Raw genomic sequence first — 14,450 nt, forward strand, 5'->3', positions numbered from 1 at the left:
TCCACCATGAGTAAATCACTGAATATTATCTGGCAATACCTCCGCGCCTTTGCCCTTATTTACGCCTGCCTGTATGCGGGAATTTATCTCTCCTCGCTGCTACCTATCACCATTCCGGGCAGCATTATTGGCATGCTGATTCTGTTTGTCCTGCTGGCACTGCAAATCCTGCCGGCAAAATGGGTTAACCCCGGTTGCTACGTGCTGATACGCTACATGGCGCTCCTGTTTGTCCCCATCGGCGTAGGCGTTATGCAGTATTACGATATGCTGCGTGCCCAGTTTGGCCCCATCGTCGTCTCTTGCGCTATCAGTACTCTGATTGTGTTTGTGGTGGTGAGCTGGAGTACCCATCTGGTGCACGGCGAGCGCAAGATCGTTAGTAAAGAAGAGAGCAAATAATCATGGCGTATATCTGGTGGTCCCTTCCTCTGACCCTGGCCGTTTTCTTCGCCGCCCGCAAGCTTGCGGCACGCTTTAAGATGCCGCTGCTCAACCCCTTACTGGTGGCAATGGTGGTGATCATTCCGTTCCTGCTGATTACCGGGATCCCTTACGAAAACTATTTCCAGGGCAGCAAAATCCTGAATGATTTATTGCAGCCCGCCGTCGTAGCACTCGCCTTCCCGCTGTATGAACAACTGCATCAGATTCGGGCGCGCTGGAAATCCATCATCACCATTTGCTTTATTGGTAGCATCGTTGCGATGGTTACGGGCTCTGTTATTGCACTGATGATGGGTGCCACGCCTGAAATTGCCGCATCTGTATTGCCAAAATCGGTCACCACGCCGATTGCGATGGCGGTCGGTGGCAGTATTGGTGGCATCCCGGCCATTAGCGCGGTCTGCGTGATTTTTGTAGGCGTGCTGGGTGCCGTGTTCGGTCATACTCTCTTGAATTTGATGAGAATTAAGACTAAATCGGCTCGTGGACTGGCAATGGGAACGGCCTCTCATGCCCTCGGCACCGCACGCTGCTCTGAGCTGGATTACCAGGAAGGGGCCTTCAGTTCGCTGGCACTGGTGATCTGCGGCATTATCACGTCGCTGCTCGCACCGTTCTTGTTCCCGTTAATCCTGGCGATTGCGGGCTAAAATTTGCGATGCGTCGCGCATTTTTCATTTGAATTTCATAAGTTGCATATACAGTGAGATGTTGATCACATATAAAGGCCACATCGGCCCGTAAACTACGATCCCATTACATTGTTATGAGGCAACGCCATGCATTCACGTTTTCACACTGCGTTTCCGGCGCTCGCGGAAGATTTACAAGCCGCACTGGCACCTGTCCTGGCTGACGCGCATTTTCCTGCGATGTTAACGGCCGGACAGGTTTCCGCGCTGCTTGACGCCACAGGGATGGACGAAGACGCGTTGGCCTTTGCTCTGCTGCCGCTCGCCGCAGCCTGCGCACGCACCGAACTTTCCCACTTTAACGTCGGTGCCATTGCACGCGGCGTCAGCGGTACCTGGTATTTTGGTGCCAACATGGAGTTTCTTGGCGCAACCATGCAGCAGACTGTACATGCTGAGCAAAGTGCCATCAGCCACGCGTGGTCACGGGGAGAAAAAGCGCTCTCCTCCGTTACCGTTAACTACACGCCGTGCGGTCACTGCCGTCAGTTTATGAACGAGCTGAACAGCGGGCTGACATTGCGTATTAATCTGCCAGGCCGTGCGCCGCACACGCTGGGCGACTATCTACCGGATGCCTTCGGTCCGAAAGATCTCGAGATTAAAACCTTGCTGTTAGATGCTCAGGATCATGGGTTTGCATTACAGGGTGACGCGCTTGCGCAAGCCGCGATTGTAACAGCCAACAAAAGCCATAGTCCCTATACTCACTCCCCTTCCGGTGTGGCGATTGAATGTCGCGACGGGCAGATTTTCAGCGGCAGTTACGCGGAAAATGCCGCTTTCAACCCGACGCTTCCTCCGCTGCAAGGCGCTCTGAATCTGATGAGCCTCAGCGGCTACGACTATCCGGACATGCAGCGCGCTGTTCTCGCGGAAAAAGCGGATGCCCCATTGACCCAGTGGGATGCCACCGTCGCCACGCTGCGTGCACTCGGCTGTGAAAACGTCGAGCGTAAACTGCTTGCCTGATCGACTCACTGCGGGTTTATTGCCCGCAGTGGTGAAAAACCCCGCAATTGAACACCCGTTTCTTGCGCTTGCCGAACGGGTAAAGTAGCCTTGAGTGAAATTTAACCCTGTACTGAGTTCGTCTACATGTTGAAGCGTTTTACCTACAGCCTGTTGGTCCTTATCGGCTTACTGCTGTTGACTGCGCTCGGCCTGGATCGCTGGATGAGCTGGAAAACCGCCCCCTATATCTACGATGATCTGCAGGATCTGCCGTGGCGTCAGGTGGGTGTTGTGCTGGGGACCGCAAAATACTACCGCACGGGCGTCATTAATCAGTATTACCGCTACCGTATTCAGGGTGCGTTAAATGCCTATAACAGCGGCAAGGTTAACTACCTGCTGCTGAGCGGTGACAATGCTCTGCAAAGTTATAATGAACCCGTCACGATGCGAAAAGATCTTATTGCTGGTGGCGTGGATCCTTCCGATATTGTCCTCGATTATGCCGGGTTCCGTACCCTGGACTCTATTGTCCGTACACGCAAAGTATTTGATACCAACGACTTCATTATTATCACCCAACGCTTCCACTGCGAACGTGCGCTCTTTATTGCGCAGCATATGGGAATTCAGGCCCAGTGCTATGCCGTGCCTTCACCTAAAGATATGTGGAGTGTGCGTGTGCGAGAATTTGGTGCACGACTGGGTACTATTGCTGACTTATATATATTTAAGCGTGAACCGCGGTTTTTAGGCCCACTGGAACCTATCCCTGCGTTACAGGAAGTGCCTGACGATGCCCAGGACTACCCGGCGGTGACCGTCGAGCAGCTGCTTGAGTTACAAAAGAAAAACAATTGATCCCCTTTCAGTAAACGGATGCGCCGCGATTGATATTTCTGACCGGCCCGAGCAATTGATAGTTACGTTCAACAAACCCCTGAATATCGATATACCGTTTTTCCGTTTTGTTCACCGTCCACAAACCTGTCAGGGCGTTAAAGGGCAAAATAACTTCACCTTCCGGTGTCGCAACAAGATACTCCCCGGTTTTGATATACCCTGCAGAACATTCAAGTCGCAGCTGTGAGCGGTTACGCATCGTAAATTCTATTTTCCCAAACCCCGTAGGTACGATGGAGAAATAAAAGAAGGGCAAGGACGTGATTTTCAAGTCCCCGGCATCGACAATTATTTCATTATCACGCGTGAGTTGCACAGCTTTGAGATAGAAGTGAATCGGATTGATTTTTTCATGCGGCGGGTGGTCAACTTTGAAATACACAACATTCATAGGCGCTCCAGCTCATCATAACTACAGGTATATATTGTCTCTATATTCAGGATACAATCAAAAACAGCCCATACATTCAGAATAGGCTTAAACAGCAATATTTGTGAAGGATGCTTCGGATAAAAGAAGGTAAAGGATTGTAAAACTCAGAATATATCCTGCGCAGCAGGCTGTTGATACTTTACAGACTGCTGCAACGTCATCCGCTCTTAACTGCATGACGCTTCAGGCAACTTTGTTTTCATACTTGTGTAGACTTAACTGAAGATCGTATATGAGACTTTTGACCTTTTCAGGAGTGAGGCTAAAAAATTGCGACTCGAATGTTGACCCACCCGGCGCATAAGGAGACGTACTGTAGCCAAACTGAATCACCACGCCATTCAGATCTTCCACGGTACCGACCTGCCATCCATTAACGGGAAATGCAGGAAACGCTGATTCATTATTCATCCTAATCTCCTTGCGAATGTTGTGACTTGATCAGCGTAGCACTGAATTGAAAAATTTAACAAGTGAGAATTCATGAAGTTTAGTCGAGTACTTAAAATCATTATTAATTTTAATAGCCGTTAGCCAACTAATTAAAAAGCAACCGCCGTTTCATTCTGAGTCAATGTTATTTTCGCGCCACACAAAGTTAACGACATGTTGCCATCATGTTCATAACAAAGCATCTTTTCAGGATATATCCTCGTTTGGTAAACAAAGTAGATTTATCTGAGGCGAGGTCATATCCCGTTCTAAATAAATAATAAACGTTCCCAAAAATCGTTTTTCGATAAATAGAAAAACGTTTCGATATTAGAATTTTGATAGCGAGAGTGGTGAGCAGCGTCTACCTTAAGTTTTCGGTTTGCTAAAAAATGGATATATATGACACCTCCTGACAAGAAGCATCATCACTATCCCCGTCCCCCCTTCCCGGAACAACCTCAACAGCCTCCAGGGCTGGCTTCTGAAATGAAGCCCCTCCCCGATCATGGAGAAACAAGCTATATCGGTTCTGGCAGACTGGCGGGTAAGCGAGCATTGATCACGGGTGGCGACTCAGGCATTGGTCGGGCTGTGGCGATCGCCTTTGCACGTGAAGGTGCCGATGTGGCGATCAATTATCTACCAGAAGAACAGTCTGATGCCGAAGCCGTTATTGCACTCATCACCGCTGAGGGGCGTAAAGCCGTCGCACTGCCTGGCGATATTCGTGGTGAGGTGTTTTGCCAGCAGCTGGTGGCCAATGCTGTACGACAGTTAGGTGGACTGGACGTTCTGGTGAACAACGCTGGCCGACAACAGTTTTGCGAGTCCATCGAAGACCTCTCTACAGAAGATTTTGATGCGACCTTCAAAACAAACGTCTATGCCCCTTTCTGGATAACCAAAGCGGCGATTCCTCATCTGCAGGAAGGTGCTGTCATCATTAACACCACCTCTGTTCAGGCCTTTAAGCCCAGTGAGATTTTGCTGGATTACGCGCAAACCAAAGCCTGCAACGTGGCCTTCACGAAAGTGCTGGCGCAGCAACTCGGGCCAAAAGGAATTCGCGTGAATGCGGTTGCTCCGGGGCCATACTGGACTGTGCTGCAATCCAGCGGCGGTCAGCCACAGGAAAAAGTACAACAGTTTGGCGCTTCCGCACCGCTAGGACGCCCTGGTCAGCCGGTGGAAATCGCTCCGCTATATGTGCTGTTTGCGTCCGATGAAAGTTCATTTTCATCAGGCCAGGTCTGGTGCTCAGATGGCGGTACCGGCACGTTGTAAGCGGCAAGAGGACTCAAATAATAAACCCCCGCCAACGGATTGACGGGGGTTTTGCTTTACATCGGCGCCAACGTGGCCGAAGAAATAGAGATTACTTCTTACGGGCGTACTTCAGGGAGTCCAGCGCCACCGCGAAGATGATGATGCCGCCCTTGATGATGTACTGCCAGTACGGGTTGATACCGATATAGGTCAGACCGTAGTTGATAACGGTGAAGATGATTACACCGGTCACTACGCCGAGCACGGTACCCACACCACCGCTAAAGGAGACGCCGCCAACGACGCAGGCTGCAATCGCATCCAGTTCGTACATAAAGCCGAGGTTGTTGGTTGCAGAACCGATACGACCCGCTTCCAGCATCCCACCGAACGCATAGAACACGCCGGACAGTGCATAGATCATCAACAGGTTCAGGGCGACGTTAACACCTGACACTTTCGCCGCTTCCGGGTTACCACCGATGGCAAAAATGTTTTTACCGAAGCGGGTTTTGTTCCAGAGCACCCAGACAAATGCGACAGCAATCAGCGCGTAGAAGGTGATATAGGACAGGCGGAATGATCCCAGCGCAATAAAGCCCTGCGTGAAGGTAGAGAAGCCGCTGTCGAAACCGGAAATCGGTGATGCACCCACAAAGTCGTAATACAGGGAGTTAATACCGTAAACGATGATCATGGTACCGAGGGTGGTGATAAACGGTGTCACGTTCAGATACGCGATGATAATACCGTTGATCAAACCGATGATTGCACCAATAACGCAAACAATCGCCACCACCACGATGATTGGCATGGTCTGCATCTCAGGGAAAACTTTGTTCACGTTTTCCATCGACTGCAGTAACGTTGCCGCGACCACCGCTGCCAGACCGACCTGACGGCCCGCTGACAGGTCAGTACCCTGCGTTACAATCAACCCGGCCACACCCAGTGCAATAATAATACGCACCGAGGACTGGGTCAGAATGTTACTTAAGTTCAGCAAACTTAAGAATGTGGGGTCCTGGAATATGATGATTGCCAGTAACACTAAAAGAACAACGTAAATACCGCCGTCTTTCAGATAAGTGAGAAAAGTTTTTTTATTTAACGCACTCATGAGGAGCCCCTGATCTTAAAGGTGCAAAGACGCAAGACGGAGTATTTCGTTTTGCGTTGTCGTTTTAGTGTCAACAATTCCAGCAACGAGACCATTGCTCATTACCAGAATACGGTCAGTGATACCCAACAATTCAGGCATTTCAGAGGAGATAATAATAATCCCCTTATTCTTCTTCGCCAGCTCTGCGATCAGCTGATAAATTTCGAATTTCGCCCCTACGTCAATACCGCGCGTAGGTTCATCAAGCATTAATATCTCCGGTTGTGTCAACAGCCAGCGACCGATAATCACTTTCTGTTGGTTCCCGCCGGAAAGGGAGCCGATTTGGGTGCGGTGTCCTGGTGTTTTCACACGCATAGAATCGATAACCCATTGGGTATCACTCTTCATGCGGGAGTTATCCAGTAAACCTACTTTGTTTTTATAATTCTGAATATTGGAAATCAACGAGTTGAAGCCAATGTCCAGGTAAGCATAAATACCGGTTGAACGACGTTCTTCCGTAACCAACGCAAAACCATTATTAATGGCTTCATTCGCATTGTGGTTATTAATACTTTTGCCGTGCAGTTTAATCGTACCCGCTGCTTTTTCACGGATACCAAATAACGTCTCAACAATATCGGTACGCTTCGCCCCGACCAGACCCGCGATACCGAGAATCTCACCTTTATGCAAATCAAAGGAGATATCACGGATAGACGGCTGGCGCAGTGACGTCAGGTTGCGCACTTCAAGGATGGTTTCACCTGGGACGTTTTGTTTATCCGGGAAACGCTGGTTCAGAGAACGACCGACCATCATGGCAATGATCTTGTCCATATCCAGCCCTTCCAGCGGCTGGGTGGCAATCCACTGGCCATCGCGCAGGATCGTGATTTCATCACACAGCTGGAAAATCTCTTCCATTTTGTGCGAGATGTAAACGATGCCGCAACCACGGTCTTTCAGCTTACGAATAATAGTGAAAAGGTGGTTAACTTCTTTTTCGGTCAACGAGGAAGTCGGTTCATCCATAATGACGATTTTGGCATCATAGGAGAACGCTTTTGCAATTTCGATCATCTGCATTTGCGAAACAGATAATGTCCCGACACGCGCACGTGGATCGATATCAATATCCAGTTCATCGAAAATAGCTTTGGTATCGCGATACATCTTGTCTTGATCGACAAACACACCTTTGGTTGGATAACGACCCAGCCACATGTTGTCCATGACAGAACGCTGCAACACCAGGTTTAAGTTCCTGATGAACCATTGAGATACCATTTTCCAGTGCTTCTTTTGCAGAATGGAAGTCGATCTCATTTCCCATAAAAAGAATGCTGCCGGAATCTTTTTGGTAGATCCCAAAAAGGCATTTTAATAATGTTGATTTACCCGCGCCATTCTCTCCCATTAATGCATGGATAGAATGAGGACGCACTTTTAAATTCACATTATCGAGAGCCTTTACGCCAGGAAAGGACTTGTTGATATTGCTCATTTCCAACAAGAATTCACCGGACGACTGAGTATTGTTGCTGACCATAATTATACCTTGTTGGCCTGGCATATTTATTATAACAGGGCGCGAGATAGCGCCCTGTGTGTACGAAAAACTAACTATTACTTACCAGTAAACTGAGACAGGTTTTCCTGATCTACACCAACGTAAGGAATACGAACAATTTTGTTGTCAATTTTCCAGTTGGTGCCATCAGCGGCGCCTTTACCGTCTGCCAGGTTTTTCGCCAGATCAAACGTAGCTTTCGCCTGGTTGTTGGCATCGTTCAGTACGGTACCGGCCAGGGCGCCAGATTTAACCAATGCCAGCGCTTCAGGCAGAGCATCGACGCCGAATACCGGGATAGAGGATTTGTTATGTGCTTTCAGCGCTTCGACCGCACCCATTGCCATTGCGTCGTTGTTCGCGATCACAACTTCAATTTTATTGGCGTTCGGGCCAGACAACCATGCGTCCATCTTATCTTTCGCCATTGCGGTATCCCACATAGCGGTATCTAACTGCAGCTGCTCGGTTTTGATGCCTTTATCGTTCAGCTCTTTGATAACATAAGTGGTGCGTGCTTCAGCATCCGGGTGACCCGGCTCGCCTTTCAGCAGGACGAACTGGATTTGACCGTCTTTGTTCAGATCCCAGTTTTTGTTCGCAGCCCAGTGCTTAGCAATCAGATCGCCCTGAATGATGCCAGATTCTTTGGAGTCTGTACCCACGTAGAAGGCTTTGTCGTAGCTGTCCAGCGCTTTGCGGTTTGGTTCTTTGTTGAAGAACACGATTGGCACATTCTGGCCGCGTGCTTTCTCAATAACAGTACCTGCGGCTGCCGGGTCAACCAGGTTGATTGCCAGTGCTTTCACGCCTTTTGCCAGCAGAACGTCGATCTGGTCGTTCTGTTTGGACTGGTCGTTCTGGGAGTCGTTCATCAGCAACTGTACGCCAGAAGCATCTTTAGCGTCTTTCTCGATGGCTTTACGCACAACAGACATAAAGTTGTCATCGTATTTGTAGATGGTCACACCAATACGGGTATCCGCAGCGTGAGCAGCCGCGCCAAACAGCATGCTTGCCATAACAGCAGACAGAGTTAACACCTTCTTATTCATGGTATCTCCGGTTTTATTATGCAGGGTAGTTCTTGTGAATAAAGGGTCGGCGGGGCAGTAAGTTAATGAAACGTTACTGTCGGCCGAAGTTCACTCAAAAAATTCTTTCTTCCGTGTAGGGTAACGCTCCAGTGATGCGTTTTTTTCGATGCTTAAAGCTTTATGCTTCCGTAAAAGTGAATACTCACCGTTACATCGTGTTTCAGCTCCTAAAACGCTGACATCATAGTCAGCGCGTTGTTAAGATACTGTGAATTTACTCACAGATTGAAAACGGTTACATCATCAAACATCATGGGTTAGTGATCGTTACCGCAATTTGCCGTGATGTAACGGAGTGACGACGCACCAGCGTAGGCATAAAGCAGTGCGTCGCCTCAGGATCAAGCTTGCCGGCAGCCCCCATCAACGCCAGTTCTGTCGCCAGACGGGCCATTGATGCGATGGGATAACGTACCGTTGTCAGTTGTGGGTCGGTGTAACGGGCAATCGGAATATCATCAAATCCAATCAAAGAGAGATGCTGCGGCACCGCAATGCCGTTGTCTTTCAGCGCCGTCAGTGCACCGGCTGCCATGCTGTCATTGTAGGCAAACACGGCACTGAGTTGCAGGTTGCGTCCAAGCAGTTCGACCATGGCTGCCTCGCCGCCCTGCATGTCCGGTGAGCCCGTACCCACCCATGAATCCGGCGCAATGATGCCGTGCTCTTCCAGCGCTTTAAACCAGCCATCACGGCGCAAATCGTTATCTTCAATATGGTGGCTGGAGGCGAGATAGCCGATGCGCTGGTGCCCATGATTAAGCAGCATACGGGTCGCCATCATCGCCCCACTGACGTTGTCGAGCGCCACGCACCGATGGGCATAACCAGGGACCACACGGTTGATCAATACCATGCCTGAAATCTGTTCCATAAACCCGGCAAGCTCTTCATCGCTCAAGGCTTTTGAATGAACAATCAAGGCGTTACAACGTTGACGAATCAAGACTTCAATCGAGTGGCGCTCTTTTTCTGCCTCATGGTAACTGTTGCCAATCAGCACATATTTCTGGTGCTGTTGAGCTACCACATCCACCGCTTTGACCAGCGCACCAAAGAAGGCATCAGAAACGTCCATCACCACTACACCAATGGTGTCGCTGACCTGCGTTGCCAACGCCTGCGCGTTAGCATTGGGTCGATAGCCAAGCTGCGCAACCGCTTTAGTCACCGCTTCGCGCGTCTCCTGGCTCACCAGCGCACTGTTATTCAATACGCGAGAAACCGTCGCAACGGAAACGCCCGCCTGACGGGCCACGTCACGAATGGTGACCATAGTATTCAACCTTGTGTTGATTGCGGCAGCTCACAGAGACGCCCCCTGGTGTTTAACAAGGAGGCTATTCTCTCAGTCGCCGCAAGCAGACTACGTGAGTGGCATCACACGGATGGAAACGGTTACATCCATTTTGTTAATGATTGTGATCCAGATCGTTATCTGGATGTGCGTGGTAATGATGTCCCCGCAGCACGTGCGGTTAATTGACGCCATATCCACTCAAGGGGGCCCTGACGGAAACGACGCAGCCAGAGAACAGAGAAGAGAATATTGATAGCCCAGATCGGCGGCACGAACGCCAGCAGTTGCAGACGGTCGAACTTCATGAACAGGCCGAAGCGATAGAAGAGCGTGGTACAGATAAGTGTTTGCAGCAAATAGTTACTGAGTGCCATCCGCCCGACGCAGGCAATGGCATTCACCAGCGTGCAACGGCAAAGCTGCGGCCAGAAGCCAAAGATAAGTGAGGTATAACCCAACACCTGGATGGGAGCGCTGAGCTCGCGGGGAGCCTGTAAAATAAACGCACACCAGCGGTACGCCCACTCTAACTGCCACTGGGCAACAATCGCAGGCAGGTTGATTGTCACACCCAGCAACGTCAGAAAGAGCCCCGTTCGGCGGTAGTGAGTGAGACTAAACTGCCCTTTCAACCAGCCGCTGCGCATCAGCGCGGCACCAATCAGCATCAGCCCGGCAAGCTGCCAGCCATATTGCGCCCCCAGCGCTAATAAGCCGTTAGAGAGCATATCGGCGCGATTACCGATTGCCTCCATGAGGCCGCCCGTGGTTTTCCAGTAGCCTTCGTACTGAATATTTGCCGCATCTGGTATCCAGGAGCGATTTGGCGTACTGCCGGAAATCACCCCTAACAGCAGCAACACGGCAATGCCAATGATGTAGAGCGCCACCCCAGTATTAAACAGCGTTTTCACATTGGTGGCATCACGAACCATTCGCCAGGCAATCAGCCCAATCAAACCATACGCCAGCAGAATATCCCCGTCCCAGAACAGCAGACCGTGGATAAAGCCGAGCAGGACCAACAGCGTTAAGCGTGACTGGATCCAGCGCTTGCCGCGAGGCAACAGCATCTGCAAACCCGCACCGAACAGAATGGCAAATAAGGAGAGGAATTTGACCTGTGCAAACAGATCCAGCGCCGCCCAGGTCCAGGCATCACTGAGTGTGGCACTGCCGTACCAGGCGGGATTAAGATAGGCTGCCTTGGGCAGACCAAAACCGACAATGTTCAAAAGCAGGATACCGAGAATGGCTATGCCACGAACAAAATCCAGCGTGACATTTCTTTCCATGTACCCGGCTCCTGTTAAAAACTAGTTGTGGTGACGTACAGCGCGTAGGAATTCCTGACGCGTGTTCTGGCTGGACTTAAACAGTCCTCCCAGCGAGGTGGTGGTTGTGGCACTGGTTGCGTCACGAATGCCACGCGCTTTCACGCAATAATGCACGGCATCAATGGACACCGCGACATTGTTGGTTCCGAGCAAAGTTTGCAGTGCGGTCAGGATCTGCTGCGTCAGACGCTCCTGAACCTGCGGGCGCTGGGCAAAAAATTGCACGATACGGTTAATTTTGGACAGGCCAATCACTGACTCTTTCGGGATGTAAGCCACCGTCGCTTTTCCGTCGATGGTCACAAAATGGTGTTCGCAGGTACTGGTCAGGGTGATATCACGCACCGTCACCATCTCATCCACTTTCATTTTGTTTTCAATGACGGTGATTTTCGGGAAGTTGGCATAATCCAGCCCCGAGAAAATCTCATCAACGTACATTTTGGCGATACGATGCGGCGTTTCCATCAGGCTGTCATCCTCCAGATCGAGATTAAGAAGTTGCATAATCTCAGTCATGTGACCAGCTATCAGGCGCTTACGGGATTCGTTATCCATGTCGACGGGCGGTCGCAACGGTGTTTCAAGGCCGCGGGCAACCAGGGCTTCATGAACGAGAGCCGCTTCTTTACTGAGTGATGACATTTTTTATTCTCCTGCAGGTGTGGCATCTTCGCCGGGGCAACAAGCGAAGTGAGGAAACATTGTGCGTGAGGTCGCGCACAGAATCCAGTATTCACCGAGATAATTAATGAAATAGCCTGCGCCTGTTATGCCACCCGCTTCCACACCAGAATTCCGCCAATGACCAGGGCGATACCTGCCAGGCCCAGCGCAGGCTCCAGTCGCTGCGTGAGCCAGGTGGAGAGCGCCGAGGTCACCGGACCAATCAATTGCCCAACCGCGTATCCCGTGGTCAGCAACCCGGCCATATACCGCGTGTGGTTCGGTGCCAGTTCACGGCCATATAACAGTGAAAGCTGCACCGCACAGAGAAATCCGCCCCCCACCAGCAATGCGCCAATCACCAGTCCGCTCATTCCCGGCAACACGCTTGCTGCTACTACGCCCAGACCCTGGAGCCACAACACGATCGCGAGACGCTGGTGGCTCTGCCCCAAATGGCGCAGCGCAATACTCAGAGCAATGCCGATAACCGCCGCCGCACCAAATACCGGCCAGACAAACTGAGCGAACAAACTGCCTGGAAAACGCAGTGCCGCCATTTGCGATAAAAAGGTCGCCGGGAGAATGTAGCCAAAGCCCGCCAGGCTGTAGCTCCAGACCAGACGTTTCAGGTCCGGCGTTAAATGCAGCGGTTGCGGCTGTTCGCCTGAACGATGCAACTGCCCTGGACGCGGCAAATAGCGACCAATAAAGACAATCAGTACCAGCGCCAGTACGCCATAAACCTGCCACGCCGCAGCCGCGCTAAGCCCGCGCGATTGAATCGCCACCGCCAGCAGGCCGCTCAGGGCGATACCGGCACCGGGGCCGGCAAACACCGCAGCGCTGAGGCCAGGGCGGGCATAGTGGGCCAAGCGTTCGTTTGTCCAGGCCGCGGTGAGCACCATTGCCCAGCCGCTCATCGCACCAATCACCAGGCGCAGCGCCCCGTGCGTAATTGCATTATCTGCCAAGGCAGAAAGAAACGTCAGACCAACGGCACCGGCAACGCCCAGGTAAAGACGCATTTCGACGTGGCGACGCGCACGCATGGCATCCCACGCGCCGAGAAGATAGCCAAGATAGTTCATTGCCGCCACCAGCCCGGCGCTGGTCAGCGTCAGTTGCCCATCCTGAATCATCAGAGGGACCTGCGGCGTAAAGGCGAAGCGCCCTATTCCCATCGCCACGACTAATACAATAAAGCCGCTCAGCGCAATTCGAAGCGCCATGCGCACTCCAAAAGTTAATAAAAAGTAAAATTAATGATGCAATATGATGCAGCTAAGCGAAAGTGAAAGTTGCTCACAGCCACATGAATAATCTGTATTATGGAGAGCTATCACGCTTTTATTGTTAATCATTATCGAAGGAGCCTGGCATGGAATTGCTTGAAGAGCACCGCTGTTTTGAAGGGCGCCAACAACGCTGGCGGCACGACTCCACGGTGCTGAATTGCGCGATGACGTTCAGCATCTATTTGCCCCCTGTCCGTGAAAATACACCACCTCCTGTTCTTTACTGGCTGTCCGGCCTGACCTGTAATGACGAGAACTTTACCTTTAAAGCAGGCGCGCAGCGGGTTGCCGCAGAGCTGGGTATTGCGCTGGTCATGCCGGATACCAGCCCGCGCGGTGACGATGTAGCAGATGCTGATGGTTACGATCTGGGTAAAGGCGCGGGTTTCTACCTCAATGCCACCGAGCAGCCGTGGGCCGCGCATTACCGCATGTATGATTACCTGCGCGACGAGCTGCCCGCGTTGATCCAGTCTGAGTTTGCGGTGAGCGATCGCCAGGCAATCAGCGGTCACTCGATGGGCGGGCACGGTGCGCTGATCATGGCACTGAAAAACCCAGGCCGCTTTACCAGCGTTTCAGCCTTCGCACCGATTGTGAATCCGGCGAAAGTGCCGTGGGGCCAGAAAGCCTTCACCGCCTATCTCGGCACTGACACCACAACCTGGCAGGCGTGGGACAGCTGCGTGCTGATGCAGGCAGGTCAGGCGACAGACGCCATTCCAACGCTTATCGATCAGGGTGATGCGGATCAGTTCCTCGCAGAGCAATTACAACCCGCACGTCTGGCAGAAGTCGCCCGGCAGAGCGCCTGGCCGCTAACCCTGCGCGTCCAGCCTGGTTACGATCACAGCTACTATTTCATCGCCTCGTTCATTGAAGATCACTTACGCTTCCACGCTGAACATTTGCTCAAGTAACACCGGAGGGCGTTCGCCCTCCTC

The 14,450-nt window shown here is 51.4% G+C and carries 14 protein-coding genes and 1 pseudogene; 6 read left to right on the plus strand and 9 right to left on the minus strand.

Going from position 1 to position 14,450, the window contains the following annotated elements:
- Positions 1–6: 6 nt before the first annotated feature.
- The 4 genes from AC5JPW_RS18475 (at position 7) to sanA (ending at position 2,954) form a co-directional block, all read left to right on the plus strand.
- Positions 7–402 (plus strand): CidA/LrgA family protein, encoded by a 396-nt coding sequence (locus AC5JPW_RS18475; protein WP_494242585.1) that lies wholly within the window; start codon positions 7–9, stop codon positions 400–402.
- The gene (locus AC5JPW_RS18480; RefSeq protein WP_494243861.1) at positions 402–1,097 is read left to right on the plus strand and encodes a CidB/LrgB family autolysis modulator; all 696 of its coding nucleotides are present in this window, start codon (positions 402–404) and stop codon (positions 1,095–1,097) included. Before AC5JPW_RS18475 ends, AC5JPW_RS18480 begins: the two co-directional genes overlap by 1 nt.
- A gap of 129 nt (positions 1,098–1,226) precedes the next feature.
- Positions 1,227–2,111 (plus strand): cytidine deaminase, encoded by an 885-nt coding sequence (gene cdd, locus AC5JPW_RS18485; RefSeq protein ID WP_494242586.1) that lies wholly within the window; start codon positions 1,227–1,229, stop codon positions 2,109–2,111.
- A gap of 126 nt (positions 2,112–2,237) precedes the next feature.
- On the plus strand, positions 2,238–2,954 hold the full coding sequence (gene sanA / locus AC5JPW_RS18490; RefSeq protein ID WP_494242587.1) for an outer membrane permeability protein SanA: 717 nt from the start codon (positions 2,238–2,240) through the stop codon (positions 2,952–2,954).
- A gap of 7 nt (positions 2,955–2,961) precedes the next feature.
- Here the strand turns inward: sanA and AC5JPW_RS18495 are convergent, their stop codons facing one another.
- Both AC5JPW_RS18495 and AC5JPW_RS18500 read right to left on the minus strand, forming a co-directional pair.
- Entirely contained in the window at positions 2,962–3,387 is a 426-nt protein-coding gene (locus tag AC5JPW_RS18495) for a hypothetical protein (RefSeq protein WP_494242588.1), read from the minus strand.
- A gap of 225 nt (positions 3,388–3,612) precedes the next feature.
- The gene (locus AC5JPW_RS18500; RefSeq protein WP_494242589.1) at positions 3,613–3,840 is read right to left on the minus strand and encodes a hypothetical protein; all 228 of its coding nucleotides are present in this window, start codon (positions 3,838–3,840) and stop codon (positions 3,613–3,615) included.
- A 423-nt stretch (positions 3,841–4,263) separates the two neighbouring features.
- On the opposite strand from AC5JPW_RS18500, the gene AC5JPW_RS18505 reads away from it, so the two are divergent.
- On the plus strand, positions 4,264–5,148 hold the full coding sequence (locus AC5JPW_RS18505) for an SDR family oxidoreductase (protein ID WP_494242590.1): 885 nt from the start codon (positions 4,264–4,266) through the stop codon (positions 5,146–5,148).
- Positions 5,149–5,239: 91 nt separating this feature from the next.
- Here the strand turns inward: AC5JPW_RS18505 and mglC are convergent, their stop codons facing one another.
- From mglC to AC5JPW_RS18540, 7 genes and pseudogenes are all read right to left on the minus strand, one after another.
- Positions 5,240–6,250 carry a galactose/methyl galactoside ABC transporter permease MglC gene (gene mglC, locus AC5JPW_RS18510; RefSeq protein ID WP_494242591.1) on the minus strand — a complete coding sequence of 337 codons (1,011 nt, stop codon included), beginning with the start codon at positions 6,248–6,250 and terminating at the stop codon, positions 5,240–5,242.
- A 15-nt stretch (positions 6,251–6,265) separates the two neighbouring features.
- Positions 6,266–7,787 (minus strand): annotated as a pseudogene (gene mglA / locus AC5JPW_RS18515) (galactose/methyl galactoside ABC transporter ATP-binding protein MglA).
- Positions 7,788–7,864: 77 nt separating this feature from the next.
- Positions 7,865–8,863, minus strand: a complete 999-nt coding sequence (gene mglB / locus AC5JPW_RS18520) for a galactose/glucose ABC transporter substrate-binding protein MglB (protein ID WP_494242592.1) — start codon at positions 8,861–8,863, stop codon at positions 7,865–7,867.
- Between the two features lie 292 nt (positions 8,864–9,155).
- Positions 9,156–10,181, minus strand: coding sequence for an HTH-type transcriptional regulator GalS (gene galS, locus AC5JPW_RS18525; protein ID WP_494242593.1), 1,026 nt, complete (start codon positions 10,179–10,181; stop codon positions 9,156–9,158).
- Positions 10,182–10,339: 158 nt separating this feature from the next.
- Complete coding sequence (gene yeiB / locus AC5JPW_RS18530) at positions 10,340–11,500, minus strand: DUF418 domain-containing protein YeiB (protein ID WP_494242594.1); 1,161 nt, start codon at positions 11,498–11,500, stop codon at positions 10,340–10,342.
- A 21-nt stretch (positions 11,501–11,521) separates the two neighbouring features.
- Positions 11,522–12,187, minus strand: a complete 666-nt coding sequence (folE, locus tag AC5JPW_RS18535; RefSeq protein ID WP_494242595.1) for a GTP cyclohydrolase I FolE — start codon at positions 12,185–12,187, stop codon at positions 11,522–11,524.
- Positions 12,188–12,312: 125 nt separating this feature from the next.
- Positions 12,313–13,440 (minus strand): YbfB/YjiJ family MFS transporter, encoded by a 1,128-nt coding sequence (locus AC5JPW_RS18540; protein ID WP_494242596.1) that lies wholly within the window; start codon positions 13,438–13,440, stop codon positions 12,313–12,315.
- A 149-nt stretch (positions 13,441–13,589) separates the two neighbouring features.
- Between AC5JPW_RS18540 and fghA the strand changes: the two genes are divergently transcribed.
- Positions 13,590–14,426, plus strand: coding sequence for an S-formylglutathione hydrolase (gene fghA, locus AC5JPW_RS18545; protein ID WP_494242597.1), 837 nt, complete (start codon positions 13,590–13,592; stop codon positions 14,424–14,426).
- Positions 14,427–14,450: the final 24 nt, after the last annotated feature.

It is taken from the genome of Phytobacter sp. (assembly GCF_059074235.1).

Coding starts and splice junctions, on each gene's coding strand:
- mglB (WP_494242592.1), bottom strand. CDS start 8,863: ATGAATAAGAAGGTGTTAACTCTGTCTGCTGTTATGGCAAGCATGCTG.
- galS (WP_494242593.1), bottom strand. CDS start 10,181: ATGGTCACCATTCGTGACGTGGCCCGTCAGGCGGGCGTTTCCGTTGCG.
- sanA (WP_494242587.1), top strand. CDS start 2,238: ATGTTGAAGCGTTTTACCTACAGCCTGTTGGTCCTTATCGGCTTACTG.
- yeiB (WP_494242594.1), bottom strand. CDS start 11,500: ATGGAAAGAAATGTCACGCTGGATTTTGTTCGTGGCATAGCCATTCTC.
- cdd (WP_494242586.1), top strand. CDS start 1,227: ATGCATTCACGTTTTCACACTGCGTTTCCGGCGCTCGCGGAAGATTTA.
- AC5JPW_RS18505 (WP_494242590.1), top strand. CDS start 4,264: ATGACACCTCCTGACAAGAAGCATCATCACTATCCCCGTCCCCCCTTC.
- fghA (WP_494242597.1), top strand. CDS start 13,590: ATGGAATTGCTTGAAGAGCACCGCTGTTTTGAAGGGCGCCAACAACGC.
- folE (WP_494242595.1), bottom strand. CDS start 12,187: ATGTCATCACTCAGTAAAGAAGCGGCTCTCGTTCATGAAGCCCTGGTT.
- AC5JPW_RS18500 (WP_494242589.1), bottom strand. CDS start 3,840: ATGAATAATGAATCAGCGTTTCCTGCATTTCCCGTTAATGGATGGCAG.
- AC5JPW_RS18540 (WP_494242596.1), bottom strand. CDS start 13,440: ATGGCGCTTCGAATTGCGCTGAGCGGCTTTATTGTATTAGTCGTGGCG.
- AC5JPW_RS18475 (WP_494242585.1), top strand. CDS start 7: ATGAGTAAATCACTGAATATTATCTGGCAATACCTCCGCGCCTTTGCC.
- mglC (WP_494242591.1), bottom strand. CDS start 6,250: ATGAGTGCGTTAAATAAAAAAACTTTTCTCACTTATCTGAAAGACGGC.
- AC5JPW_RS18495 (WP_494242588.1), bottom strand. CDS start 3,387: ATGAATGTTGTGTATTTCAAAGTTGACCACCCGCCGCATGAAAAAATC.